Annotated in this window: 26 protein-coding genes; 16 read left to right on the top strand and 10 right to left on the bottom strand. The window is 64.9% G+C overall.

Going from position 1 to position 26340, the window contains the following annotated elements:
- Positions 1-26: 26 nt before the first annotated feature.
- Together AC1ROK_RS06230 and AC1ROK_RS06235 are read left to right on the top strand one after the other, a co-directional pair.
- Positions 27-971 carry an alpha-E domain-containing protein gene (locus AC1ROK_RS06230; protein ID WP_492844944.1) on the top strand — a complete coding sequence of 315 codons (945 nt, stop codon included), beginning with the start codon at positions 27-29 and terminating at the stop codon, positions 969-971.
- Positions 971-1771, top strand: coding sequence for a transglutaminase family protein (locus AC1ROK_RS06235; RefSeq protein WP_492844946.1), 801 nt, complete (start codon positions 971-973; stop codon positions 1769-1771). Before AC1ROK_RS06230 ends, AC1ROK_RS06235 begins: the two co-directional genes overlap by 1 nt.
- 154 nt (positions 1772-1925) lie before the next feature.
- On the opposite strand, the gene AC1ROK_RS06240 is transcribed toward AC1ROK_RS06235, so the two are convergent.
- Entirely contained in the window at positions 1926-2861 is a 936-nt protein-coding gene (locus AC1ROK_RS06240; protein WP_492844948.1) for an AEC family transporter, read from the bottom strand.
- A gap of 266 nt (positions 2862-3127) precedes the next feature.
- Here AC1ROK_RS06240 and AC1ROK_RS06245 point away from each other — a divergent pair, with 266 nt between their 5' ends.
- The 3 genes from AC1ROK_RS06245 to glpK all read left to right on the top strand — a co-directional run bounded on the left by AC1ROK_RS06245 (position 3128) and on the right by glpK (position 7013).
- Positions 3128-3910, top strand: coding sequence for a DeoR/GlpR family DNA-binding transcription regulator (locus tag AC1ROK_RS06245; protein ID WP_492844951.1), 783 nt, complete (start codon positions 3128-3130; stop codon positions 3908-3910).
- Positions 3907-5424 carry a glycerol-3-phosphate dehydrogenase gene (glpD, locus tag AC1ROK_RS06250; RefSeq protein WP_492844953.1) on the top strand — a complete coding sequence of 506 codons (1518 nt, stop codon included), beginning with the start codon at positions 3907-3909 and terminating at the stop codon, positions 5422-5424. Before AC1ROK_RS06245 ends, glpD begins: the two co-directional genes overlap by 4 nt.
- Before the next feature lie 98 nt (positions 5425-5522).
- Positions 5523-7013, top strand: a complete 1491-nt coding sequence (glpK, locus tag AC1ROK_RS06255; RefSeq protein ID WP_492844955.1) for a glycerol kinase GlpK — start codon at positions 5523-5525, stop codon at positions 7011-7013.
- Between the two features lie 192 nt (positions 7014-7205).
- Here the strand turns inward: glpK and AC1ROK_RS06260 are convergent, their stop codons facing one another.
- Complete coding sequence (locus AC1ROK_RS06260) at positions 7206-7727, bottom strand: CAP domain-containing protein (RefSeq protein ID WP_492844957.1); 522 nt, start codon at positions 7725-7727, stop codon at positions 7206-7208.
- A gap of 203 nt (positions 7728-7930) precedes the next feature.
- Between AC1ROK_RS06260 and AC1ROK_RS06265 the strand changes: the two genes are divergently transcribed.
- Positions 7931-8089, top strand: a complete 159-nt coding sequence (locus AC1ROK_RS06265; RefSeq protein ID WP_156384551.1) for a hypothetical protein — start codon at positions 7931-7933, stop codon at positions 8087-8089.
- Here AC1ROK_RS06265 and AC1ROK_RS06270 read toward each other — a convergent pair.
- From AC1ROK_RS06270 to AC1ROK_RS06305, 8 genes are all read right to left on the bottom strand, one after another.
- Positions 8051-9088, bottom strand: a complete 1038-nt coding sequence (locus AC1ROK_RS06270; protein ID WP_492844959.1) for an MraY family glycosyltransferase — start codon at positions 9086-9088, stop codon at positions 8051-8053. The genes AC1ROK_RS06265 and AC1ROK_RS06270 overlap by 39 nt on opposite strands.
- A 214-nt stretch (positions 9089-9302) precedes the next feature.
- Positions 9303-10112: an SDR family NAD(P)-dependent oxidoreductase gene (locus AC1ROK_RS06275; protein ID WP_055884709.1), complete on the bottom strand. Its 810-nt coding sequence runs from the start codon at positions 10110-10112 to the stop codon at positions 9303-9305.
- 12 nt (positions 10113-10124) lie between these two features.
- A complete protein-coding gene (locus AC1ROK_RS06280; RefSeq protein ID WP_492844962.1) occupies positions 10125-11108 on the bottom strand; it encodes a sugar phosphate isomerase/epimerase family protein in 984 nt (327 codons plus the stop codon).
- Between the two features lie 110 nt (positions 11109-11218).
- Positions 11219-11929: an SDR family NAD(P)-dependent oxidoreductase gene (locus AC1ROK_RS06285; RefSeq protein WP_492844964.1), complete on the bottom strand. Its 711-nt coding sequence runs from the start codon at positions 11927-11929 to the stop codon at positions 11219-11221.
- 54 nt (positions 11930-11983) lie between these two features.
- On the bottom strand, positions 11984-13090 hold the full coding sequence (locus AC1ROK_RS06290; protein ID WP_492844966.1) for an ABC transporter ATP-binding protein: 1107 nt from the start codon (positions 13088-13090) through the stop codon (positions 11984-11986).
- Between the two features lies 1 nt (position 13091).
- Positions 13092-13997 carry a carbohydrate ABC transporter permease gene (locus AC1ROK_RS06295; protein WP_492844968.1) on the bottom strand — a complete coding sequence of 302 codons (906 nt, stop codon included), beginning with the start codon at positions 13995-13997 and terminating at the stop codon, positions 13092-13094.
- On the bottom strand, positions 13990-14910 hold the full coding sequence (locus AC1ROK_RS06300) for a carbohydrate ABC transporter permease (protein WP_492846345.1): 921 nt from the start codon (positions 14908-14910) through the stop codon (positions 13990-13992). Before AC1ROK_RS06300 ends, AC1ROK_RS06295 begins: the two co-directional genes overlap by 8 nt.
- Positions 14911-14994: 84 nt before the next feature.
- A complete protein-coding gene (locus AC1ROK_RS06305) occupies positions 14995-16269 on the bottom strand; it encodes an ABC transporter substrate-binding protein (protein WP_492844970.1) in 1275 nt (424 codons plus the stop codon).
- A gap of 164 nt (positions 16270-16433) precedes the next feature.
- Between AC1ROK_RS06305 and AC1ROK_RS06310 the strand changes: the two genes are divergently transcribed.
- The 10 genes from AC1ROK_RS06310 (at position 16434) to AC1ROK_RS06355 (ending at position 26327) form a co-directional block, all read left to right on the top strand.
- The gene (locus tag AC1ROK_RS06310) at positions 16434-17633 is read left to right on the top strand and encodes an ROK family transcriptional regulator (protein ID WP_492844972.1); all 1200 of its coding nucleotides are present in this window, start codon (positions 16434-16436) and stop codon (positions 17631-17633) included.
- A gap of 76 nt (positions 17634-17709) precedes the next feature.
- Positions 17710-18678: an NAD-dependent epimerase/dehydratase family protein gene (locus tag AC1ROK_RS06315; protein ID WP_492844974.1), complete on the top strand. Its 969-nt coding sequence runs from the start codon at positions 17710-17712 to the stop codon at positions 18676-18678.
- A 92-nt stretch (positions 18679-18770) separates the two neighbouring features.
- Positions 18771-19379, top strand: a complete 609-nt coding sequence (locus AC1ROK_RS06320) for a helix-turn-helix domain-containing protein (protein ID WP_492844976.1) — start codon at positions 18771-18773, stop codon at positions 19377-19379.
- A complete protein-coding gene (locus AC1ROK_RS06325) occupies positions 19376-19891 on the top strand; it encodes a hypothetical protein (protein WP_492844978.1) in 516 nt (171 codons plus the stop codon). The genes AC1ROK_RS06320 and AC1ROK_RS06325 overlap by 4 nt, the downstream gene beginning before the upstream one ends.
- Positions 19892-19953: 62 nt before the next feature.
- Positions 19954-21564 (top strand): ABC transporter substrate-binding protein, encoded by a 1611-nt coding sequence (locus AC1ROK_RS06330; protein ID WP_492844980.1) that lies wholly within the window; start codon positions 19954-19956, stop codon positions 21562-21564.
- Positions 21565-21760: 196 nt separating this feature from the next.
- On the top strand, positions 21761-22804 hold the full coding sequence (locus AC1ROK_RS06335) for an ABC transporter permease (protein WP_492844982.1): 1044 nt from the start codon (positions 21761-21763) through the stop codon (positions 22802-22804).
- Positions 22801-23703, top strand: coding sequence for an ABC transporter permease (locus AC1ROK_RS06340; RefSeq protein WP_492844984.1), 903 nt, complete (start codon positions 22801-22803; stop codon positions 23701-23703). The genes AC1ROK_RS06335 and AC1ROK_RS06340 overlap by 4 nt, the downstream gene beginning before the upstream one ends.
- A complete protein-coding gene (locus AC1ROK_RS06345) occupies positions 23700-24545 on the top strand; it encodes an ABC transporter ATP-binding protein (protein ID WP_492844986.1) in 846 nt (281 codons plus the stop codon). The genes AC1ROK_RS06340 and AC1ROK_RS06345 overlap by 4 nt, the downstream gene beginning before the upstream one ends.
- Entirely contained in the window at positions 24545-25264 is a 720-nt protein-coding gene (locus tag AC1ROK_RS06350; RefSeq protein WP_492844988.1) for an ABC transporter ATP-binding protein, read from the top strand. Before AC1ROK_RS06345 ends, AC1ROK_RS06350 begins: the two co-directional genes overlap by 1 nt.
- A gap of 151 nt (positions 25265-25415) precedes the next feature.
- Complete coding sequence (locus AC1ROK_RS06355; RefSeq protein ID WP_492844990.1) at positions 25416-26327, top strand: bifunctional GNAT family N-acetyltransferase/nucleoside diphosphate kinase regulator; 912 nt, start codon at positions 25416-25418, stop codon at positions 26325-26327.
- Positions 26328-26340 lie beyond the last annotated feature (13 nt).

Genomic DNA, 26340 nt, shown 5'->3' on the forward strand with positions numbered 1-26340 from the left:
GTCGACCGCCAACTTCGGAGCAGGCCATGCTCGGTAGAACCGCCCAGAACCTGTTCTGGCTTTCCCGCTACATCGAGCGGGCCGAGAACATGGCCCGGATGTTCGAGGTGGGATACCGGATGAGCCTCACTTCGCGGCGCGAGGGGGGCGCTTCGGAGCATCTGGTATCGATGCTGCAGGCGGCCGAGGCTGACGAGGGCTTCAACCTCAAGCACAAGCAGGCCGACGTCCAGAGCGTCGCGCATTACATGCTGTTCGACGAGGAGAACTATTCCTCGGTGAAATCGTGCCTGCTCGCGGCCCGCACCAATGCGCGCTCGGTGCGCACGGCGCTGACCACCGAGATGTGGGAATCGATCAACGCGGCATGGCTCGAGTTCTCCGCCATCCGGCCGCGCGACATCTCGGGGGCCAAGCTCCAGGAGCTGCTGTTCTGGGTCAAGCAGGTGAGCCATCGCTATCGCGGCGCCCTGCTCTCGACGTTCCTGCGCGATGCCGGTTACGCCTTCAGCCAGATCGGCAACTTCGTCGAGCGCGCCGACAACACGGCGCGCATTCTCGACATGAAGTATTACGTGCTGCTGCCACGCGCCACGATGGTGGGCGGCGACGTCGATATCCAGCAATGGACGATGATCCTCAGGGCCGCCTCGGCGCATCGCAGCTACCGGCATGTCTACCACGACCGCTACAAGGCCTGGAACATCGCCGACTACCTGATCCTCAGGCCGGAAATGCCGCGTTCGCTGATCTTCTGCGTGCAGTGGATCAACCGCACCATCGATATGCTGGAGGAGATCTACGGCGAGCGCACGGCCGGGCACGACGCCGCCGATGCGGTGACGGCGCTGGTGATGGACGCCAGCGTCGACAAGATCTTCGAGCATGGCCTGCACGAGTTCCTGACCGAGTTCATCGACCGCAACAACCGGATGACGAACGCCCTCGCCGAAAGCTACAATTTCTACTGATGAAGATCGCCATCCGACATTCGATGAGCTTGGGACTCGGCGCCGGCGTGGCCCGTGGGGTGCAGCACGTGCTGCTGACGCCGGTGAGCGGGCCGACACAGACAGTGCGCGAGTGGGCGATCGAGATGCCCGGCATCGACAGGGCGGCGAGCTTTGTCGATGCATTCGGCAACCGGGCGCAACTGGTGAGCCAGGTCAAGCCCGACCCGGAGCTGGTGATCACCGTCGCCGGCATTGTCGAGACCATCGACCGCAACGGGGTGATCGGGCGGGTGCCGGGCGATATTCCGCCGGCGCTCTATCGCCGCCCTACCCCGGCCACCAAGGCGGCGGGGGCGATTATCTCAAAGTTCCGCGCAGCGCCGAAAACCGGACAGGACCGCATCGCCCTGCTGCATGCACTGATGGCGCGGGTCGCCGAAGTGGTCGGCGGCAGCGAGCAGACCCAGACGCAAGATGGGCAGAGCCAGAGCCAAGCGCAGGCTACCGTCCATCCACCGGCCAGCGATTACGCGCATGCCTTTATCGGCGCGGCGCGGGCGCTGGAGATCCCGGCGCGCTATGTCACCGGCTACCTATACGGCTCCGACGGCGAACAGCCGGCGCTGCATGCCTGGACCGAGGCCTGGGACGATGGGCTCGGCTGGATCGGGTTCGACGCGATGCTGCTGCTCTGCCCGACCGACAAGCATGTCCGAGTCGCAGTCGGGCTCGACGCCACCTCGACAATGCCGGTCCGCTCGATCCCGGTTTCGGGCGAGCCGCAGGTGCTGGCGATGAGCGTCGAGGCGGCGCAGTAGGACCATCCTGAGGCCGGTGGCTGTGGACCCCCACCCTTGATCCCTCCCCGCAAGGGGGAGGGAGACGCGGACTGTGATGCCGGTGTTTTCGTCTCCCTCCCCCCTGCGGGGAGGGGACAGGGGGGTGGGGGTCAGCGAGCACCAGCCGGTCAGACTAAAGCCCCAACAGATACAGCCAGCCGCTCACCGTCAGGATGCTCAGCACCGTCGAGATCAGGATGCTGTTGGCGGCAATGTGGACGCTTCGATTGTAGTAGGTGGCAAAGACATAGACGTTGATGCCGGCCGGCATGGCGGCGAGCAGCACGCCGTAGCGGGCGAGGTCGTGGTCGATGTGGAGGATCGGCACCATGATCACCCAGGCGATGGCCGGCTGCAGCAAGAGCTTCAGCAGCGCCATGGTAAGCGACTGACCCCAGCTGTCACTGAGCTTGTAATCGTTCAGCGCCCCACCGAGGCCGAACAGAGCCGCGGGGGTCACGGCGGCGGCCATCATGGCGATGAAGGCCTCCGCCGGCTCGACCAGCTTCACGTTCATCAGGTTGGCCGCAGCGCCGGCCGCGATGCCCCAGAGCAGCGGGTTGGCGACGACGCGCATCAGCGCCACGCCAAGCGTCTTGTGCAGCGGCGCGCCATCGCGGCGCAGCAGTTCCATGGTGATCATGCCGGCGGTGATCAGCACTGGGGCGTGGAAGGCGATGATCGAGAAGGCGGTCGCCAGCGCCTCCTGCCCATAGGCCCGCTGCACCACCGGGATGCCGACCAGCACGGTATTGGTGAAGGTGGCCGAGAACCCCGAAGCGACCGCCTCACCCGGCTTGTCGCGGAACAGCCGGCCGGAGACGATGATGCCGATGATGAACACCACGATCGCGCCGACATAGAACGGCACGATGACGCCCCAATTGAAGGTCGTCGCGAAATCGGTGTTCAGCATGGCGTTGAACAGGAGGCACGGGGTCGCGAAATTGTTCACGAACACCACCAGCCCGCGCACCCCCTCGGAGGGGAACAGCCGCAGCCGCACCGCGCCATAGCCCAGCGCGAGAATGGCAAAGACCGGCAGGATGACGTTGAAAATGGCGAGCATGGTCGGCCGGTCGGGAGAGGTGTTTCCTGATGCACGGGATGGGCGCGGGGGTCAATGGCTCGTGCCGGCAACACCGGCGCCATTCCCGCGAAGGCGGGAGCTTGGTGCGATCCTTCCGCGACACCGAACTCTGAGGCATGCCACTGGGTCCCCGCCTTCGCGGGGATGACGCCGGCGATGGCAGCGAAATTGAAACACAAACGAACATTGCGCTATCGAAACGAACCTCGTTTGCGTATAAGCGAACCCGCAATCTTGAGGCTCCCGTGGACGCGCTGACGCAGCGACAGGACGACATCATGGCGCTGGCCCGGCAGCACGGGCGAGTGGATGTCGACTCCTTGGCGCTGCAGTTCGCGGTGACGCCACAGACCATCCGCAAAGACCTCAACGAGCTCTGTGACCGGAAGCTCCTGAACCGCCTGCATGGCGGCGCCGCCTATCCCTCAGGCGTTTCGAACTATGCCTATGAGGCGCGGCGGATGCTGGCGGCGGAGAGCAAGCGCCGGATCGGGCTCGTGGCCGCCGCAATGATCCCCGACGAGTCCTCGCTGATCCTCAATATCGGCACCACTACCGAGCAGGTGGCGATGGCGCTTCGCCGTCATACGGGCTTGATGGTGGTGACCAATAACATCAACGCCGCCAACATCCTGCGCGAGGTGCCGAGCGCCGAAGTGGTGATCGCGGGCGGCGTGGTGCGGCATGCCGATGGCGGCGTGGTGGGCGAGGCGGCGGTGGATTTCATCCGGCAGTTCCGGGTCGACTATGCGGTGATCGGCGCCTCGGCGATCGATGCGGACGGCACGCTGCTGGATTTCGATTTTCGCGAAGTGAAGGTGGCGCAGGCGATCATCGAGACGGCGCGCAAGACCATCCTCGTCGCCGACGCGATGAAGTTCGAACGCACCGCGCCGGTGCGCATCGGTCACCTCGAGCAGATCGACGTCTTCGTTACCGACGTCGCCCCCTCCCCCGCTATCGCCGCGATCTGCGCGGCATCAGGCGTCGAACTCCATATTGCCAGCGAAGGACCAGCCCCCAAATGAGCGACGCACAAGAGGTGTTCGATGTGTTCGTCATCGGCGGCGGGGTGAACGGCACCGGTATCGCCCGCGATGCGGTGGGGCGCGGGCACACGGTGATGCTGGCCGAGATGCATGACCTCGCTTCGGGCACCTCGTCGGCAGCGACCAAGCTGGTGCATGGGGGCCTGCGCTACCTCGAGCACTACGAGTTCCGGCTGGTGCACGAGTCGCTGGCAGAGCGTGAAGTGCTGTGGGCTTCGGCGCCGCACATCATCTGGCCGCTGCGGTTTGTGCTGCCTTACGAGAAGAACCTGCGGCCGGCCTGGCTGCTGCGGCTCGGTCTCTTCGTCTACGACCATCTGGGCGGGCGGAAGCTGCTGCCGGGAACCAAGACGCTGGACCTCACCAAAGACCCGGCGGGACGGCCGCTGAAGCCCGGGCACAAGGTGGCGTTCGAATATTCGGACGGCTGGGTCGACGACGCGCGGCTGGTGGCGCTCAACGCGCGCGACGCCGCCGACAAGGGCGCGCGGGTGGTGACGCAGACCAAGGTCGTCTCGGCACGCCGGGAGGGCGGGCTGTGGCGGATCGAGATGGCCGGGCCTGCGGGTAACGAGACGGTTTCGGCGCGGCTGCTGGTGAATGCCGGCGGGCCGTGGGTCGACCAGGTGATCCGCGAGACGGTCGGGCGCAACGAGGCGCACCATGTGCGGCTGGTCAAAGGCAGCCACATCGTGGTCCGAAAACTCTTCGACCATGACCGCTGCTACTTCTTCCAGAACGCCGACGGCCGCATCTTCTTCGCCATTCCCTACGAGGGCGATTACACGCTGATCGGCACCACCGACCAGGATTTCGAAGGCGATCCGACCGGGGTGCGGATCAGCGACGAGGAGACCGATTATCTGTGCGCGGCGGCGAGTGAGTATTTCGTCAAGCCGGTGACGCGCGACGAGATCGTCTGGACTTATGCGGGCGTGCGGCCGCTGTTCGACGACGGCGCCAGCGCGGCGCAGGAAGCGACGCGCGATTATGTGCTGAAGACCGACGGCGAGGCCGGCAACGGACCGCTGATCAACGTGTTCGGCGGCAAGCTGACCACGCACCGACGGCTCAGCGAGCAGGTGGTCGACAAGATCGACGGGTTGCTCGGCAGGAAAGGGCCGCGCTGGACCAAAGGCGCGCATCTGCCGGGCGGCAACTTTCCGCCCACCGCCTTCGATGCCGAGGTGCGCAAGCTCGCGGCGAAGAAGCAGAACCTCGATCCAGGCTTCATCCGCCGGCTGGTGCGAGCCTACGGCACGCTGGCGGCCGATGTGCTTGGCGAGGCCCAGAGCCCGGCCGAGCTGGGGCAGCATTTCGGCACGACGCTTTATGCGCGCGAAGTCGATTACCTGATGAATCGGGAGTGGGCGCGGACCGCCGACGACGTGCTATGGCGTCGCTCGAAGCAGGGCCTGAAATTCAACGCAAACGAGAGGGCGGAACTGGCCAGGTACATGGCCGAACGATTAGAGCACCTCCCTCCTCGCTGATCCGCGAGATGCTCTAAGCCTTTGATTTGTCGCGCTTTCGAACCGGAAAAGTCTGCAACTTTTCGGCAAAGCGCTTGAGCCGGAATGGGGAAGAGACAATGAGCGGCAACATCCTCGCGATCGACCAGGGCACCACGTCCAGCCGGGCGATCGTGTTCGACGAGCACCAGAAGATCGCGGGGCTCGGCAAGATGGAGTTCACCCAGCATTTTCCAAGGGACGGCTGGGTCGAGCACGTGCCCGAGGAGATCTGGGCGACGGCGCTGTGGAGCGCCAAGACCGCCATCAAGAAGGCCGGGGTCAAAGTCAGCGAGATCGCCGCGATCGGCATCACCAACCAGCGCGAGACGACGATCGTCTGGGACAAGAAGACCGGCAAGGCGATCTACAATGCCATCGTCTGGCAGGACCGGCGCACCACCAAGCTCTGCGAAAAGCTGAAAAAGGCCGGGCATGAGAAGCTGGTGAGCAAGAAGACCGGGCTGCTGCTCGACCCCTATTTCACTGCCACCAAGCTCGCCTGGATCCTCGACAACGTGCCGGGTGCGCGCAAGCGTGCCGAGAAGGGTGAACTGGCCTTCGGTACCGTCGACAGCTACCTGATCTGGCGCCTGACCGGCGGCAAGAGCCATGCCACCGACATCACCAATGCGTGCCGCACGCTGCTGCTCAACATCAAGACCGGCGAGTGGGACGATGAGCTGCTAAAACTGTTCCGCATCCCGCGCGCCATGCTGCCCGAGGTCAAGGACAATGCCGACGATTTCGGCATGACCGATCCCGAGATTTTCGGCATTTCGCTGCCGATCTATGGCGCGGCCGGCGACCAGCAGGCGGCGACCATCGGGCAGGCCTGCTTCACTCCGGGAATGCTGAAATCGACCTACGGCACCGGGTGCTTTGCGCTGCTCAACACCGGCACCGACATGGTGCGCTCGAAGAACCGGCTGCTGACCACCGTCGCCTACCGGCTCAACGGCGAGACCACCTATGCGCTCGAAGGCGCCATCTTCATCGCCGGCGCCTCGGTGCAGTGGATGCGCGACATGCTGAAGATCATCGAAAAGAGCGGCGATGCTGGGGTGCTGGCGGCCAAGGCCGATCCGACGCAGAACGTCTACCTGGTGCCGGCCTTCGTCGGGCTGGGCGCACCATGGTGGGATTCCGCAGCGCGCGGTTCACTCACCGGGCTGACGCGCAATACCGGGCCGGCGGAGCTGGCGCGGGCGGCGCTCGAATCCGTCAGCTACCAGACGCGCGACCTGATCGACGCCATGCGCAAGGACTGGAAGGGCGCGCACGACACGGTGCTGCGGGTCGATGGCGGCATGGTCGCCTCAGATTTTACCATGCAGTTCCTCGCCGACATCCTGAACACGCCGGTCGACCGGCCAACCATCCTCGAGACCACGGCGCTCGGCGCCGCCTGGCTCGCCGGCTGGAAGGCGGGGGTGTGGCCGGACCAGCAGGGGTTCGCCGAACGCTGGGCGCTCGACCGGCAGTTCACGCCGCGAATGGGCGAAGAAGAGCGGACGCGGAAGCTGAAGGGCTGGCGCGACGCGGTGCGGCGGACGCTGAGTAGCTCGTAGCTCCAGCCGAGACCGATAGACAGGTGCAAGTAGAGTACCCCCTCCCCTGTCCCCTCCCCGCAAGGGGGAGGGAGACGCTCACACCAGCCCCGGTGTCCGTGGAGCGATGACTTGTGAGCGCAGGTCACCTCCCCCCTTGCGGGGGAGGGACAGGGTGGGGGGTACGTTTCCCGCTCCGCCCCCTCTTCAAACTCAGTGCCAAGCCTCAAACGGCCCGCCGGCGATGAAGGCCCAGTAGGTCCGGTACCTGCTGTCCCGATTGGCCGGCACCGTCGCCACCGCCAGGCCGAATTCCTGGAACTTGGTCGACAGCAGCGTGTCGCGATGCGCGGGGCTGGCCAGCCAGCCGTTGATCGCCTGGTCGAGGGTAGACTGGCCGCCGGCGACATTCTCGCCCACGGCGCCGTCATAGCCGGCCGTCGTGACGCGCTGGCGGAGCGTAACGCCAAGATCGTGCGACAGCGTATCCTTGGCGGCCATCAGGTTGGCCTGCGAGCGGGCGGCGTTCTCGAGCTGGATGTTGTAGCGCAGCGGCGGCTTGCCGGCAGCGGCGCGGGTGCCGTTGATTGCCGCCATGATGCCGCCCTGGGTCAGCTGGATCGGGGCGACCGCGGTGGTACTGCCCGGAGGCTTGGCCGGCGGGACCACCGAGGTGCAAGCGGCGAGCAATGAAAGGGTGACGAGAAGAAGAAGACCGCTGCGCAGAAGCGTCATAGGCGAGTGTTCCAGTGCGAGGCGGCGGCAGAAGCGCGCCAATCGTGGCGTTGAAATGGCGTTTGACTGCCCTCGATCACACGGTTGCGCGAGCCGGACCGAACTACAAGGCATTTGAGTCTAATTAAGCATGATTTTGCAAAGCGCTGGCCGACCCGAGGACATGCGCGCACCCTTTGCCTGCAGCTCAGGGGGCTCGCATCATGCTCGACCAGGAATTCGAACATTTCGACGTCCGCGCCATGACCCGGCACGAGCTGGCGCGACACACCGATTTCGCCCGCAATATGCTGTTCGCGGCCAGCGCTGCATCGCTGACGATCCTAGGCGCCGGCGCCTTCTTCCTCAGCCTGCTCCTCTAGCGGCGCCCCTGCCCCGGCCCAGATAGCCGCGGCCGCCAGCGCGACATAGGTCAGCGCGGCAATCGCAAACCCCCAATCGCGGTAGACGCCCGCCACATAGGCGAGCGGCAGCAGCACAATCACATTGATGCCGACATAGAGCAGCGTCGCCTTGAGGTGCGAGCCGAAGCGGCGTTGCAGCGCCTGGTAGGCGTGGCGCTTGTGGCCTTCCCAGAAACGCTCGCGGCGCAGCATGCGGCGGACCAAGGTGGTGAGGCTGTCGGCGAGGAACAGGCCGCCCAGGATCAGCCACTGCCACAGGCTGAGCCAGAAGCTGAGCATGGTGGTAAGGGCGAAGAAGGCCAGCATCAGCCCCAGATAGGTACTACCGGCATCGCCCATGAAAATCTTGGCCGGCGGCCAGTTGAGCAGCAGGAAGCCGAGGCAGGCAGCGGCAAGCCCAAGCATCCACCACAGCCGTGGATCATCGACGATGCCGGGCTCGAACATGTAGGCGAGCAGCGCCGCGCCGACGAGGAGGAAAATCGCCTCCGACGCCGCGAGCCCATCGATGCCGTCCATGAAGTTGAACAGGTTGATCCACAGCGCGCCACCCAGGGTGAGGATCACCAGCAACACGGATTCCGGTACCGGCAGACCGAGCTGGTCGATCGGCAGCACCGCAACGATGGCGCCCATCAGCAGCACCTGCGCGCCCAGCCGCCAGCGCGCCGCAATCGGGCGCTTGTCGTCGGCATAGCCGATAAAGGCCAGTAGGATGCCGGCCATGATCACCGGCACGCCCAGCCAGGGCAGCAGCAGCGCCATCAGCAGCCCGGCAAGCGAGCCGCCCGCCACGATGCCGACCCCGCCACCGCCCGGCGTGGGGGCAATGTGCGAGGAGCGGTCGTTGGGTTGCTGCATCAGCCCAAGCTTGGCGCCCCGGCGCATGATGAACCAGGCGGTGAGGAACGAGACGAGCGCCGCAGTGGCAGCAATGGCAAGGCCGAGAGTGGGCATGGGCGCTCCGGGTTGAGCGACGAGCGTTAGCCGGACGCAGCGGTCCGCTCAAGCCCTTCCACCTCCCAGACGTCATTCCCGCGAAGGCGGGAACCTGGTGAGATGCTGCTGGTCTGGTGGAGGCCGAGGCATCCCACTGGATCCCCACCTTCGCGGGGATGACAGCCGGTGGGTGGGGGAGGCTACCTGCCTCGCCCCTGCCCCAAGCCAGAAATCAGCCCGCGTAAAGCTGCAGGCCGCCGTCGACGCGCAGCAGCTGGCCGTGGATGAACTTGGCTTCCGGCGAGCAGAGGAACACCACGGCGTCGGCGATTTCCTCGGGTTCGGCGTAGCGGTCCATCGAGACCTTGTTGGAGTTCATCTTGTCCGGATCGACCGTGCGGGTCGCCTGGAAGCGCGCGGTTTTCGACGGCCCCGGGCTCACCACGTTGACCCGCACGCCATGCTCGCGGACTTCGTCGGCGAGGCAGCGGGTATAGTGGGTCACCGCGGCCTTCAGCGTCGCGTAGATGCCGCCGCCTGAGACACCGATATGGGCGGCAACCGAGGCGATGTTGACGACGATGCCGTGCTGACGCTCGACCATCTGCGGCACGAATGCCTGGGTCACCAGCATGGTACCGATCAGGTTGTTGTTGGTCAGCGTGATCAGGTCATCGTAGGTGATGCCGAGGATGTTGTTGGGTACCGGCTTGCCGCCGGCCGCCCCGATGTCGCCACCGGCGCAGTTGACGAGGATTTCGACCGGGCCGAACTTCTCCTCGATCTCCTTCTTCATATTGTTGACCGCGTCGCGGTCGCCGATATTGCCGGTGACGCCCATCGAGCGGACACCGAGCCCTTCGATGGTCTTGATCATCGCGCCGAGGTTGTCCGCCTCGCCGTATTTGGCGGCGGCATCCCAGGTCAGGTCATGCACCACCACGTCGGCGCCGCGCGCCGCAAGCTTCTTCGCCATGACGCTGCCGAGGCCGCGGCCCGAGCCGGTCACGAAAGCGATTTTGCCTGAAAGATCCTTTGCCATAATGGCCTCCAATCACATTAGTCCGAGTGCTCTGAGGTTCGCGGCGCTCTTCCGGTACTGCCCAAGCTCGTAATCGATCAGTTCGTGGTCGGCGTTGCGCTGCCACGGGGTGCGCCATTCCTCGCCCGGCTCGAACCGGTTCTTCTGCACGGCGAGCAGGCACGCGGCGAGATCCTCGGCCTGCTTGGGTGCGTAGCCATGCCACCACTCTGGGGTATAGAGCTTCACATGCCGGTCATCGAGCGCACCGATCTCGATGCAGGCGACCATCTCGTCATTGTGCTCGGCGAGGATGTCGAACATCTGCTTGTGCGGCACGCAACCATCGCCCGAGGGGCAGCGCACCAGGCGGAAGCCGTCGGGCTCGATCACGGCGCGGTAGTCCTTGACGTGGCAGTGGCGCACATAGGGCGCGATCACCCGGGTGAAATCGAGCGGGGCCTCGGCCACCGGGAAGGTGTTGGCCATGTCGAAGACGATGCGGACGCTCGGCCCGTACTCGTCGCAGAAATTGACCAGCTCGCGGGAGGTGAAATCCTGGTGGTTCTCGATCAGCAGCACCACGCCGGCGGCAGTCAGCTTGGGCACGGCGGCCTGCAGCTTTTCGTGCACCGAGGCGACGAGATCGTGCCACTTCTGGCCGGCGGCTGCGCGGTCACCGCACAGGATCGGGGTCATGGCGACGCGGATGTACTGGGCGTCGAGCGCCTTGGCGCAGCGGATCAGCTGGTCCATGTCACCGTGCTGCAGGCCGGAGCTGACGACGCGCTTCCAGCCCAGGGTGTCGAGGCGCTGCTTCAGCGCCGCGAGTTCGGTATCGGACTTGTCCTTCAGCCAGCCGTCCCACAGCTCGATGGCCTTGCCGCCAAGTTCCTCGGTCAGCTTGATGAAGCCCTCGAGGCCGACGCCATTGGGATTGTGGCGCGGCGTGCCGGAGCCCTGCAGCCCGAGATAGTAGGTGAGGCCATAGGGGTTGAGGCCGGTGGTGAGTTTCATCGGATTACCGTTGGTGCGAAGGCCTGGCTGTCGCCGCCGACTCCAGACTTGGACGCGGCGCGTACCCCATTATGGGGAGGATGGCGGGGGGTCGTCCCTATCAATTCGTATTACCGCAATCCCCCGTCCACGGTGATGGATTGCTTGGTGATCATGCGGCTGTCGTCAGAGGCGAGGAACAGCACCATGCGGGCGATCTCGTCACCGAGCAGAACGTGCTTCAGCGCCTGGCGCGAGACCACCGCGTCGATCGATTCCTGGGTGGGGAACCACAGCCGCTTCTGGCGCTCGGTGATCACGGCGCCGGGCTCGATGGCATTGACACGGATATTGTCCTTGCCAAAGCCACGGCCGAGCGCCCGGGTGAGGCCGAGCACGGCGGCCTTGGCGGTGGCATAGACCGGCATGTTATCGGCGCCGCCACGCCAGGCAATCGACGAGAAGTTGATGATCGAACCGCCACCCAGCTCCTGCATGTGCGAGCGCACCGCCTGCGCCGCGAAGAACTGCGGCTTCAGGTTGATGTCGGTCGAGCGATCCCAGTATTCCTCGGTGACGTCATCGATGGCGTGGCGATCGTCGTTCGCCGCGTTGTTGACGAGGACACCGATGGGGCCGAGGCGGTTCTTCACCACATCGATCGCGGCGCGCAGCCCCGCGATGTCGGTGATGTCACAAACGAGGAAGGTGGCGCCGGTCTCGGTGACCAGTTCCCGCCCCTCGGCCTCGAGGATATCGACGAAGGCGACCTTGGCGCCGTTCTTCGCGAAGGCGCGGACGATATCGGCGCCGATGCCGGTGGCGCCGCCGGTGACGAACACGACCCGGCCGTTGAGGCTGGGATAGTTGGCGAACTCGGTAATTTCCTCAGACCCCTAGATCAGTCGCGTCGTCGCCGGATCGAACAGGCAGGCGCGGGTCATATCCACCGCGAGCGGCATGTTCTCGCCGGTCTTGGGCGCTTCGTCCGGGGAGAACCGGCCGACCACCTCACGGTCACCGAAGCGCAGCACCGCCATGGTCTCGGCACCGGTCGGCTCGACCACTTCTACGGGGGCCGACATGGTGGCAAAACCCTGCTTGCCGCTGTTGCTGGGAGACTGGCGACTCAGGTGCTCGGGGCGGATGCCCAGGATCACCTTCTTGCTCGGCGCCCGGTCGGCAACGCCGTTGTGCAGCGGCAGGCTGGCGACGCCACCGCCTGAAAGCGGGAAGTTGACCGCCGGTGCGCCGCCGGACGAGGTGATCTCGGCATCGATGAAGTTCATCGAGGGCGAGCCCATGAAGCCGGCAACGAAGGTATTGGCCGGGCGGTTGTAGACGGTGTCGGGATCGGCGAACTGCTGCACCTCGCCCTGGTGCATCACGGCGATGCGCGAGGCGAGCGTCATGGCCTCGACCTGATCGTGGGTGACGTAGATCGTGGTCTTGCCGATGCGCTGGTGCAGCTTCTTGATTTCGGTGCGCATGTCGACGCGGAGCTTGGCGTCGAGGTTGCTGAGCGGCTCATCGAACAGGAACAGCGCCGGGTCGCGCACCAGGGCGCGGCCCATGGCGACGCGCTGGCGCTGGCCGCCCGACAGCTGGCCGGGCTTGCGCTTCAGGAACGGCTCGATCTGCAGGAGCGCCGCGACGCGCGCGATGGTCTTTTCCTGCTCGGGCCTGGGCACGCCACGGCTTTCCATGCCGAAGGCCATGTTCTCCTTGACCGACATGGTGGGGTAGAGCGCGTAGGACTGGAACACCATGGCGATGTCGCGGTCCTTGGGCTGCACCGAGTTCACCAGGCGGTCGCCGATATAGATCTCGCCCGACGTCACCGTCTCGAGGCCGGCAATCATGGCGAGCAGAGTGGATTTGCCACAGCCCGAGGGTCCGACCAGCGCGATGAATTCGCCGGTATTGGCCTCGAGGTCGACACCCTTCAGCACTTCGACGATGCCGAAGCTCTTACGCAGGTTCCTGATGGTCAAGGATGCCATTTTACTTGATTGCTCCCTGGGTAAGGCCGCGGACGAAGTACTTGCCGCCGAAGAAGTAGACGAGAAGGGGAGGCAGGGCGCCGATCAGCACCGCCGCACTCATCACGTCATAGGTACGGACCGTGGTGCCGCTCATCGAGAGGGCGACCAGTGCCGCGGTGATGGGTTGGTTGGCGCCCGAGTTGAGCACCACACCGAACAGGTATTCGTTCCAGATGCCGGTGAACTGCCAGATCACGGTGACGATAATGATGGGCGGCGAGAGCGGGATCATGATCTTCCAGAAGATGCGCCAGAAGCCGGCGCCATCGATGCGCGCAGCCTTCAGCAGGTCGTCCGGGATCGAGACGTAGTAGTTGCGGAAGAACAGGGTGGTGAAGCTGAGACCCTGGATGCAGTGCACCAGAACCAGGCCATAGACCGAGTTCGAAAGCCCGATCTGGCCGAGCAGGAACGCCCAGGGCAGCAGCGCGATCTGGCCGGGCATGAACACGCCCAGCAGCATGCAGCCGAAGACGAACTCGGAGCCCGGGAACTTCCACTTCGAAAGGATGTAGCCGTTGATGGCCCCCAGCGCGGTCGAGATGATGGTCGCAGGGATCACCATCGACACCGAATTCCAGAAATAGCGGGCGACGCCATCGCATTGGCCGCCGATGCAGAAGTCGCTCCAGGCCTGCGGCCAGGCATCGAGGCGGAAGCTGTTGGGCAGCGAGATCAGGCCATTGGCGCCGATCTCGGCGTTGGTCCGGAAGGAATTGAGAACCACGACCAGCAGCGGGACGATGTAGACGATCGAGATCAGCCCGAGCAGGCCGTAGATGACGATGCGGGAGATCAGGCGGCGGCGGCTGGCGACTGCCGCTTCGCGGTCCTCGACCACGGCGCCGATAACAGCGTCAGCCATTGCTAGCCTCCCGGCGCCGGCGCCAGACGAGATAGAGCGAATAGGGCACGAGGACGATAGCCAGCGCTGCCAGCACCATCATGGCCGCGGCAGCGCCCTGCCCGATCTCGCCACGCTGGAACATGAAGTCGTAGACGTAGGTGGCGGGGAAGGTCGTCGAGATACCCGGCCCCGAATTGGTCAGCGCCACGGCGAGATCGAAGGTCTTGATGGCGAACTGCAGCAGCACCACCGCCACGGCGATGAAGATCGGCCCGATGGTGGGCAGGATCACCTTGCGGTAGGTGCGGAACCAACTGGCGCCGTCGATCTGCGCCGCCTTGATGATGTCGGGGTCGACCGATCGCAGGCCGGCGAGGAACAGCGCCATCGAAAAGCCGGCGGAGCCCCAGATGCCGGTGATGATGATGGCCCAGATGGCGTTCTTGCGGTCGGTGGTCAGCGCGAACTGGAAGTCGGTCCAGCCCAGCGAGTTGACCAGGAACTGGATGCCGCTCGAGGGATTGTAGAGCCACTGCCACACCGTACCGGTGGCGATGAAGCTGACGGCCAGCGGGTAGAGAAAGATCGTGCGCCAGAACGACTCGGCGCGGATCCTCTGGTCGATCAGGATGGCCAGCAGCAGGCCGAAAGCCATCGAGATGGTGACGTAGAAGGCCGAAAAGTAGAGCAGGTTGGTGTAGGCCACACTCCAGCGGCGATTGGTCCAGAGCGAGATGTAGTTCTCAAAACCCTTGAAGCCGTAGCTGGGCAGCAGGGTGGAGTCGCTGAGCGAGATGTAGAATGTCCAGCCCGCGAAAACGAAGACGTAGATAAAGGACGCAAGGATGGACGGCGCGATAATGAATATCGGGGTCCACTTCTTGATGCGGTCCCAGGTGCTCGTGCCAGCCGAAACGGCCTGACCTGCCATTGCCAACGGAATACCCTCCCAACCGGCCACCAATGGAACCGGCCGCGGGGCCAGAGGGCACCGCGGCCGGCTATTCTCAGCTGGTTACATCTGAGCTTCGACGGCGTCGGCCATCAGGTTGGCCGCCTCTTCCGAAGTCATTTCCGGCGTGTTCACGAACTCGGTGATCGTGTCCATCATCGCGCCGCGATACTTCTGCAGCACAGTCATGTTGTGCGCCATGGAGCGCACCAGCGTGCCGCCGTCGATCGACGCCTTCAGGGCAGCCTGGCTCTCCTGCTGGCAGACGTTGAAGCCGTCCTTCAGGTCGACATCGAGACGAGCCGGGATCGAGCCCTTGGTGATGTTGAACACCTTCTGGAAGTCGGGCGACAGGATGAGGCTGGCGAGCAGCTTCTGGCCTTCCTGGTAGTCCGGGTCCTTCTGCTTGAAGAACACCACGGAGTCGGAGTTCAGGATGAAGCCCGGCTTGCCCCAGTCGGTCGGGGACTGACCGCACAGGATGTCGCCGCCGGGCTCATGGCCCACCGACTTGATGGCGCCCAGCTCCCAGTCACCCATGATGAAGAACAGCGCATCGCCGTTGACCATCATGTTGGAGGCGGTGTCGTAGTCACGGCCGGCGATGGCCGGGTCCATGTACTTGGAGACCATCAGGCGCATCTGGTCGAAGGCCTTGATCATGCCGGGCGAACGCAGGGACTCTACGTCAGCCTCGACAAAGGCCTTCTTGTAGAGCTCGAGGTCCTGGCCGTAGACGATGGTCTCGAAGGTGGTCGCATCGGTCCAGTCGGCGGAAAGATGCGCGAGGCAGATCTTGCCGCCGGCAATGGCCTTGTCGCAGGCCGCGTTGAAATCCGCCCAGGTCTTGGGCAGCTCGGTCACGCCGACCGATTCCATGGCGGCCTTGTTGCCCCACACCCAATTGATGCGGTGGATGTTCATCGGCGCGGCGACCCACTTGCCTTCCGGCTTCATCACCGGCAGCAGCTCGGGAGCGACGACGGCGTCCCAGCCTTCCTTGGTGGCGAGCTCGTCCATGTCGGCAGTGCCGCCAGTGGCGTTCCACTCGGCGATTTCCGGGCCCTTCAGCTGCACGGCAGCCGGGGCGTTGCCGGCGACGACGTCGGCGCGGAGCTTGGCCAGGGTGTTGGCAGTGTGACCGGCGATCGCGGTCTGCTCCCAGGTGCCGCCGGCAGCGGTGAACATCTCACCGAGCTTGGCAATGGAGGCAGCGTCGTTGCCGGATGCCCACTGGTGCAGCATCAGCACCTTGGGCGCGGCCATCGCGGTGCCTGAAAGCAGCGCGGCAGCAAGCATCGTGGTCGCGGCAGCCGCGACCTTGGTCGTGAAGGTCATCGTTATCTCTCTCCCTTGAAAGCGCCCGCCCCACCCCGGCTTTGCTGCCGGCCCCTGTGGCTACTTGCGCTTTTGTCTCGGCGGTGCACATCCTCCTGCGCACCGTCGTATTAGTTCTATGGTGAACTTATTCGGCTTGTCAACGCGCTTGAGGAGGGGGGAGCGTGAACCGGATCGAGCTCAAATCTCTACTTGCTGACAGTGCTTTAGCCACGCCGTCGGGGCGGATCGTACGCGCCCTGAGCGAGCGCGGGGCACTGAGCGCAACGCAGCTGGCACGGCTTACCGGGCTGGCCAAGTCCACGGTTTCAACGGCCCTCACCGAGCTCCGACGTTCGCAGATGGTGGTGGAAAGCGGCAGCGAGTCGGCCGGCGGTGTCGGCCGCCCCGCCACGGCGCTGACGCTCAATCCCCGAGCCGGCACCTGCATCGGCATCCTGATCGGCTCGACCGAAATCCAGGTGATCCTCGCCGACGTCGCGCACACCGTGCTGTCGGACAGGACGATCAACCTCGAGATCGACTACTCCCCCGAAACGGCCATACAGCATGTGCGTCAGCTGATCGCCGAGGCCTACGAGGGGACGTGGCAGCGCCAGGACGGCCTGCTGGGGGTCGGCATAGCGGTAGGCGGACCGGTCAATCCGGTAACTGGCACGGTGCTCAGGGCCGGTGGCATGCCGACCTGGGCCGGCGTCGACATGCGCGAGCTGTTCGGCCCGATCTTCCCCGACGTGCCGATCTTCTGCGACAACGAATCCAACTGCTCGGCCATTGCCGAAATGACCTGGGGGGCGGCGCAGGGTCACGACGATTTCGTCGTCTATACGCTCGACCTGGGGATCGGCGGCGCCATCGTCGCCGGCGGCCGGGTGTTGCGCGGCATTGCCGGCGGAGCGGGCGAGTTCGGGCACGTGGTGGTCGATCCCAACGGCCCGCTCTGCCGCTGCGGCAACCGCGGCTGCATCGAGGTCTATGCCAGCTTCCGCGAACCCCTGGCCCAGGCCGAGCGGCATTTTGGCCGCTCGCTGCGGCTGACCGACGTGGTCGACCTGGCGCTGGGCGGCGACCCGCTGTGCAGCGCGCTGATCGCCCGGACAGGCGAAGCGGGTGGACATGGCCTGGGGCTGATCGGCTCGGTGTTCAACCCGACGCTGGTGGTGGTGAGCGGGCGGCTGGCCATGGCCGGCGACATCCTGATGAAGCCCCTGGCCGAGAGTTTCGAGCGCTTCACCCTGGTCAAGCATGGGGACGTTCCCGACCTGGCCCGTACCATCCTTCGCCCCAGCCAGTTCTCCGACAACGGCGCCTGCATGGGCGCCGTCGGGCTGGTGCTGCGTCACCACGGGCGGTTGGTGAACTAGAGCGGCAATCTTACGCCTTGCTCCTCGTCGCGGTCTCGAACACCCTCCCGCCTCTTTCGCAAAAAGGAGTCGCGGCATGACCATTGCAATCATCGGAGGGACAGGTTTTCTCGGCACCGCCACGGCGAAACGGCTGAGGGACCGCGGGCACGATGTGCTGGTGGTGGCGCGCGGCCAGCACAAGGTGGCCCTGCCCGACGGCGTGCGGTTCGAGAAGGCCGATCGCATGGACGGCAAGGCGCTGACCAAGCTCTTACAGGACAACGGTGTCACCGCCGTCATCGACATCTTCACCATCAGCCTGCGCAATACGCAGCCGGTGATCGAGGCGGCGGGCAAGGCCGGGGCGCGTTATGTGCTGGTGAGTTCCACCGACGTCTATTCGAACTACGGGGGCCTGTTGAAGAAGGAGAGCCCGGCGATCCGGCCGGAGCCCGCCACCGAGGACTCGCCGCTCAGGACTTTGCGTTACCCCTACCGGCAGAACGAGCGCCGGCCCAAGGGGATCGAGGACGACCTGTTCGAGGAGTATGACAAGATCCCGATCGAGGAGTTCGCCATGGCGGCCGGCGCCCCGCAGGCGACGGTGCTGCGGCTGCCGATGATCTTCGGCCCGGACGACAAGCAGCATCGCTTCGCCTGGGCGATCAAGGGAGCCAAGGCAGGCGAACCGTTCCGGCTGGACCGGCGCGGCGCGAGCTGGCTCAACTCCTACGCCTATATCGACGATGTGGCGGAGGCGCTGGCGCTGGCGGCCACCCTGCCCGAGGCCGAGGGTCGCGTGTACAACGTGGCACAGCCGTTCGTGCGGACGCAGGCGGACTGGGCCCGTACCGTACTCACGCTGATGGGTGTCGACAGCCAGATCGTGCTGGTCGATGCCGATGCCGGCGGGATCCTGGCGGACCGTGCCGACAGCAGCGACCTCAGCTACCCCTTAACGCTGGATTCCGCTCGTATTCGCGCCGAACTCGGCTACAGTGAGATCGTTCCCGAAGAGCAGGCGCTGCGCCGCACCATCGAGTGGGAGCTGAGCCAGGGCTAGCTTCCAGCGATACGATCACCCGCCGGGGACCCTTGGGTGGGATTGACTCGGGCGCGCGCTACTTTAGTGTCACTAAAATCGCGAGGGCGCCCGTGCCAGTCTTGAAATTCGAAAAGCGTTCCGATCCGGTCGAGCCATCGACCCCGATCGACCCCAGCCTTGGGCAGCGCCTGCGCGACCGCCGCAAGGAACTCGGCAAGACGCAGCAGCAGGTGGCCGAAGAGGCGTCGCTGACAGTCGGCTTCATCTCGCAGATCGAGCGCGGCATCTCCACGCCGTCGCTGGCCTCGCTCTACAACGTCGCCAAGGCGCTCGAGAGCACGGTGGACATGTTCGTATCCGCCGCGCCGGCGCGGCAGCACAGCGTGGTCAGCCACTCGGGCCAGCGCCGGACCTACAAGGTCGGCGGCACCTCGCGCTTTTATGAATTCCTCGAGCGCGGCTTCCCCGACGCCAAGCTCAATGCCTGCCTGTCGCACGTGCCGCCCGGCCATGCGTCCGAGATGATGAGCCACGAGGGCGAGGACTTCGTCTATCTCGTCTCGGGCGAGATGCTCTACGAGGTCGACGGCGTCGAATACCGCCTCGGCCCCGGCGACACGCTGCATTTCGACAGCCGCCGGCCGCATCGCGGCACCAATATCGGCGCCGGCACGGCGCTTGAACTGTGGGTCGGGACCATGCAGCTGTTCCCCGAATGACAGTGATCGACCCTGCCATCGCCAAGAAACTCGCCACGGCGCTTGCGGCCGGACCGACGCAGCTCTTCGCCGTGCTGTCGGAGCTGTTCACCACCATCCCCGGCGTCCGCACCGCGACCTTCATCGCGACGGCGCCCGACAGATCGGTGACGCATCGCATCGGCACGTCCAACCCGCACGACTTCCCCGTCGGCAATGTCGATCCGGTGGGCGACGACGTGTGGAACAACACCATCCTGGGCGAGATGAAGCCGGTCATCGGCGACAGCATCGCCGGCATGGCCGCCTTCCTGCCCGAGACCGACGGACTGGTCGCCATGGGCTATGGCGCCTGTTCGTGCTTTCCGATCGTGATTGCGGGCGAGACCCGCGGCGTGGTGGCGCTGCTTGGCGATGCCGGCATCTTCACCCCGTCGGCACTCGCCCGGATCGACACCCTTCTACCCATCGCTGCGCTGACCTTTACTTTCGAGGGGATCAGTAAACTGCCCCCGGGGATCAGCAGGAGATGACGCCTACGACGATAACCGGCCTCATCAGCCGGAGACTGACGACTTCAACCAGGGAGACTGTCATGCGTTTGTTCAAGACGCTTATGGCGGTTGCCGTCGGCGCGGTGATGACCGCGTCCGGAGCGATCGCCGAAACACCCAAGAATACCCTCGTCATCGCCGATGCGATCGACGACATCATCACGCTGGACCCGGCCGAAGTGTCGGAAGTGGGCGGCGTGCTCGCCAGCCAGCAGATCTACCAGCCGCTGGTCAGCTTCGATCCGAAGGACCCGACCAAGATCACCGGCGTCCTCGCCGAGAGCTGGTCGGTGTCGGAAGACGGCAAGACCTTCACCTTCAAGATGAACCCGAACGCCAAGTTCGCCTCGGGCAATCCGGTGACGGCCGCCGACGCCGAATACTCGCTGCAGCGCGTCATCCTGCTCGACAGCCGCATCTCGTTCATCCTCACCCAGTTCGGCCTGAACAAGGACAACGTGGCGGAGAACATCAAGGCAATCGACCCGCAGACCCTGCAGCTCGTCGTCGACCAGAAATATGCCCCGAGCTTCGTGCTCTACGTGCTCTCGGGTTACACCGGCGGCATCGTCGACTCGGCCATCGTCAAGCAGCACGAAGGCAAGACCGAAGCCGGCACCAACGACTACGGCAATGCCTGGCTGAAGGCCGACAACTCGGCTGGCTCGGGTCCGTACGTGCTGACCAAGTGGGATCCGAAGGTCTCGATCCTGCTCAGCCGCAACGAGAACTACTGGGGCACCGCCCCGGGCGTCGACCGCATCTTCCTGCAGCACATGCCGGAATCGGCGACGCAGCGCCTGGCGCTCGAGAAGGGCGATATCGATATCGCCAACAAGCTCGGGCCCGACGATATCGGTGCCGTGTCGGCCAACGCCGATGTGCAGATCCTCGAGGGTGTCTCCTCGACGATGTACTATTTCGGCCTCAACATGCGTAACGCAGCGCTGAGCAACCCGAAGGTCGTCGAAGCCATCAAGTATGGCGTCGATTACCAGGGCATCGCCGACACCATCGGCAAGGGCACCATCAAGGTGCACCAGACCATGATCCCCGACGGCTTCCTGGGCGGTGGCATCAACTACAACCCCTACTCGCTCAACATCGAGAAGGCCAAGGCGCTGATCGCCGAGTCCGGCGTCGCCACGCCGATCAAGCTTGCGACCGTGGTGTGGAACGTGCCGCCCTACCCCGATTACGCCCAGGCCGTGCAGGCCACGCTCAGCCAGATCGGCGTCGATCTCGACCTGCAGGTGGTGGACGGCGGCCCGTGGCTCGACCGCTATCGCTCGCACGACCTCGACGTCTGGTTCGGCCTGTGGGGCCCGGACTATCCCGATCCGCACTCGAACGCCAAGGCCTTCGGCAACCATGATCCGTCCGACCCGGATGGCGGCAAGGGCAACCTCGCCGACCGCTTCGGCTGGAATTCAGGCAAGGTCTCCGAGCTGGTGAACCAGGCGGTGCAGGAGCAGGATGTCGAAAAGCGCAAGGCGCTCTACGACGAAGCCCAGCGGCTGCACACCGACACCTCGCCGTTCGTGTTCATGTTCCAGGACAGCCGCAAGGTTGCCATGCGCAAGAACGTCAAGGGCGTGGTGCTCGGCATCACCTTCTCCGATGACCGCTATGGCGGCGTGACGAAGGAATAAACTGAACCAGGGATCGGGGTTTCGGCTCCGGTCCCGTGCCTGCCTCCACCCCCTCCCCAACCCTCCCCGCAAGGGGGAGGGTGTCCGCCGGTGGCTTTTGGCTCCGATCGAGCCGCACCCACAAATCGGCACCTCCCCCCTTGCGGGGGTGTTTGGGAGGGGGGTGGAATGGCCACACACCAAGCTAGGGCCACCATTGACCGCTGCATCCAAACCCCTCCGCCTGTTCATCGATATCGGCTCATGGCTGATCACGGTGGCGATCACGCTCATCGGGCTCGCTGCCCTCACCTTCTTCATCGGCCGCGTGCTGCCGATCGACCCGGTGCTCTCCATCGTGGGCGAGAAGGCGACGCCGGAGGTGTACCAGAAGGTCTATCTCGAGCTCGGGCTCGACAAACCGATCTGGGCGCAGTTCTGGGATTATCTGGGCAAGCTGCTGCGCGGCGACTTCGGCACCTCGTTCTCGACGTCCCGGCCGGTGCTCACCGACCTGCTCAATTTCTTCCCCGCGACCCTCGAGCTTTCCACTATCGGCTTGATCATCGGCGTCGTACTGGGCGTCCCCATGGGTGTCGCCTCGGCCTATTGGCATGAGAAGTGGCCCGACCATGTGCTGCGCGTCGTCGGCCTCGTGGGCTATTCGGTGCCGGTGTTCTGGCTCGGCCTCGTTGGCCTCTTTGTCTTCTACTACCTGCTCGGCTGGGTCTCGGGCCCGGGTCAGCTTGATGTGTTCTATGTCGGCGTCGTCGACCGCATCACCGGCTCGATCCTGATCGACAGCGCCATCGCCGGCGAGTGGGAAATCTTCCTCAACGCGATCAGCCACATGATCCTGCCGGCGATGCTGCTCGGCTATTACAGCCTCGCCTATATCTCGCGCATGACGCGCTCGGTGATGCTGGACCAGTTGAGCCGCGAGTATGTGCTGACCGCCAGGCTGAAGGGCGCCAGCGAGTTCCGCGCCGTCGCCGGGCATGCGCTGCGTAACGCCGCGATCCCGCTCGTTACCGTCATCGCGCTGAGCTATGGCGGGCTGCTCGAGGGTTCGGTGCTGATCGAGACGATCTTCTCGTGGCCGGGTATCGGCAACTACATCTATTCCTCGCTGTTCGCCGCCGACATGAACGCCGTGCTGGGTGGCACGCTGCTGGTGGGCGTGGTGTTCATCCTTCTCAACATGCTGAGCGATGTGCTGTACCGGGCACTCGATCCGCGCTCACGGGAGTTCGCCAAATGAGCGTCACCCCCGATCTCGTCGACGATCCGAAGCGCGCGGTGCGCGCCGCCCGCTGGGCCGAGTTCAAGATTTTCACCCGCCGTTTCATGCGCAACCCGCTGGGCGTGGTCGGGTTGGTCATTGTGGTGGTGCTGCTGTTCTGCGCCGCCTTCGCGCCGTTTCTGGCGACCCATGATCCGTATTTGCCGAACCTCGCCGACCGCCTCGCGGCGCCGAGCGCCACCTACTGGCTCGGCGCCGATGAGCTCGGCCGCGACATCTACTCGCGCGTCGTCTACGGCTCGCAGCTGACGCTCTTGATCGTGGCGCTGGTGATCGTCACCTCGGCGCCGATCGGGCTGATCATCGGCGCTGTTTCGGGCACGGTGGGCGGCTGGGTCGACGTGATTTTCATGCGCATCACCGACGTGTTCCTCGCCATCCCCAAGCTGCTCCTGGCGCTGGCGTTCGTTGCGGCGCTCGGGCCCGGCATCACCAACGCGGCGCTCGCCATCACGCTCACCGCCTGGCCGCCCTATGCACGCCTCGCGCGGGCCGAAGCGCTGATCGTGCGCAACTCGGACTACGTCAACGCCGTGCGGCTCGCCGGGGCCAGCGAGTTCCGCATCATCGTGTTCCACGTCATCCCGATGTGCCTGAGCTCGGTGATCGTGCGCATGACCTTCGACATGGCGGGCATCATCCTCACCGCCGCCGGTCTTGGCTTCATCGGGCTCGGGGCACAGCCGCCACTGCCCGAGTGGGGCGCCATGATCTCCACTGGCCGCAAGTTCATCTTCGACCAGTGGTGGGTGGCGACGGTGCCCGGCATCGCGATCTTCACCGTGTCGCTCGGCTTCAACCTGCTGGGCGACGCCATGCGCGACCTGCTCGATCCGCACCTGAGGCAGCGCAAATGAGTGACCTCGTCGAGATCGAAAACCTCCGCGTCGCCTTCCGCAACGACGAAGGCGGCTACAATGATGCCGTGCGCGGCGTGTCGCTGAAGCTGGGGCGCGAGAAGCTCGGCATCGTCGGTGAGAGCGGTTCGGGCAAGAGCCTCACCGGCCGTGCGCTGCTCGGCGTGCTGCCGCCCTACGCGCGGATCAGCGTCGACAAGATGCAGTTCGACGGCATCGACCTCAAATCGGCCAGCCCGAAGCTCCGACGTTCGCTGCGCGGCGGGCGGATGGGCATGATCCTGCAGGATCCGAAATTCTCGCTGAACCCGGTCATGACGGTCGGCAAGCAGATCGTCGAAGCGATCCGCATCGGCGACCGCCGCATCTCCGGCAGCGACGCCAGGAAGAAGGCGCTGGGCATCCTCGAGGCGGTGCATATCCGCGAGCCGGAACGGGTGTTTGCGCTCTACCCACATGAACTGTCGGGCGGTATGGGGCAGCGCGTGATGATCGGCATGATGGTGGTGCGCGAGCCGGACCTGCTGATTGCCGACGAGCCCACTTCGGCGCTCGACGTGACAGTGCGCACCCAGGTGCTGTCGATCCTCGACGAACTGGTGACGCGGCGTGGCATGGGGCTGATCTTCATCAGCCACGATCTCAACCTCGTCTCGAAATTCTGCGATCGGGTGATCGTCATGTATGCCGGCCGCATCGTCGAAAGCATCGAAGCGAGCCGACTGCACGAGGCGACGCACCCTTACACGCGCGGGCTATTGTCCTGCCTGCCGCAGATCGATGGCTCGCTGGAACCGCTGCCGGTGCTCAACCGCGAAGCCAGCTGGGCGGGAGCTGCCTGATGCTCGAAATCCGCAACCTCAACGTAGAATTCTCCGGCAAGCTGGCGGTGCGCGACACCAGCTTTGCGGTGCAGCCGGGCGAGAGTTTTGGGCTCGTCGGCGAATCCGGCTCGGGCAAATCCACCATCCTTCGCACCGTCATGGGGCTCAACGCGACCTGGAACGGCAGCATCACCGTCGATGGCCTCGACGTCCGCAAGACGCCGCGTAAGCAACTGGCGAAGGTGGTCCAGATGGTGTTCCAGGACCCCTACTCGTCGCTCCATCCACGCTACGTCATCGGCCAGCAGATCGCCGAACCGATGAAGATCAACGGCATCGCCAACCCCGAGCGCCGCACCGCGGAGCTCCTGGAACTGATCGGACTTGGCAGGAAATTCCAGTTCCGCTTCCCGCACGAGCTCTCGGGCGGCCAGCGGCAGCGCGTCGCCATTGCCCGCGCCCTGGCGCTCAGCCCGAAACTGCTGCTGCTGGACGAGCCGACCTCGGCGCTCGACGTGTCGATCCAGGCCGAAATCCTCAACCTGCTCAACCGGCTCCGCAAGGAGCTCGGCCTCACCTTCGTGATCGTCAGCCATGACCTGGCGGTGATCAGCTACATGTGCGAGCGGCTGATGGTGATGCGCAACGCCCAGCCGGTGGAAACGCTGACCCGCGAGCAGCTGCGCTCGGGCGCCATTGCCGAGGATTACACCAAGGCGCTGATCGCCGCGGCTTGAGACGCCCTCGGGATCGGGCGCGCTCGCCGACGCTGGCCTCAGGGGTCGGGCTTTGCTAAGGGTGCACGGTCCTATTCAGCACTGAGCCGAAAGAACCAGCATGGCCGTAGGCCATGACAGGCTTTCATTCTTACGACCGAAGGTGGCGAAGATGAACAAGCCTTTTGTTTCGTTGCGTCCGGAGATCACTCGGACACACGCACTGATCCTGATGGACTGGTTGGAAGATGACCGCGTCACCTGCTACCTGAGCGATTCACGTCATGTTTCCCGGTTCATCGCGCAAGCCATCGATCGCACTCAGCTGCCGATCCTGACCCACCTGTTCAACCAGGGTGGCCGCTTCTTCATGACCTACGATCGAAATGACGTCCCCGTCGGCTTCGTCCGTCTGGTCAAGACCGGCCCTGAGTGCGAAATCGTTCTGGTCATCGGCGACCACCACAACTGGGGTCGCAAGCTCGGCGCCAGCGCCATCCGCGAAGGTATGAAGCTCGCCTTCCTCGACATGCGGGCCGAGAAACTCATCGCCAAGATCCACCCGGACAATACGCGCTCGCTGAATGCTTTTCAGCGCTGCGGTTTTCTTGTTGACCGCGAGACGCCGACGCTCAAGTCACTGTCCATGACCGCCGGCCGATACCTCCGACTGCTGCGTGAAAGCGCCATGGGAGATACCGCCGACATCTACATTACCGAGATCGACAAGACCCGGCTCAAGAGCCTGATCGAGTATGAACACGGTCCGGCAGCGGTCGAACTTGAACACGAGATCGAAAGAGCCATTGTCGTGGATCCTCAGCATGTCGCGAGGGATGTCGTGACGATGAACTCCAGGGTGCTGCTGCAGCTGGACGACGAGGCAATGGAAGTGGCGCTTGTCTATCCGCAGGCCGCGGACGAGCGCTCAGGAAAACTATCGGTCCTTTCTGACGTCGGCGCCGCGATCCTGGGCTATCAGGAGGGCGACGCCATCGACTGGAGCGTTTCGGATCGAACCCGGCGCATCGTGATCGAGAAGGTGCTCTACCAACCGGAATCCTCGGGTGATTTTCATCTCTAGTTGCAGGTGAGCT

The sequence above is a fragment of the Devosia sp. GW821-FHT12F11 genome (assembly GCF_058806655.1).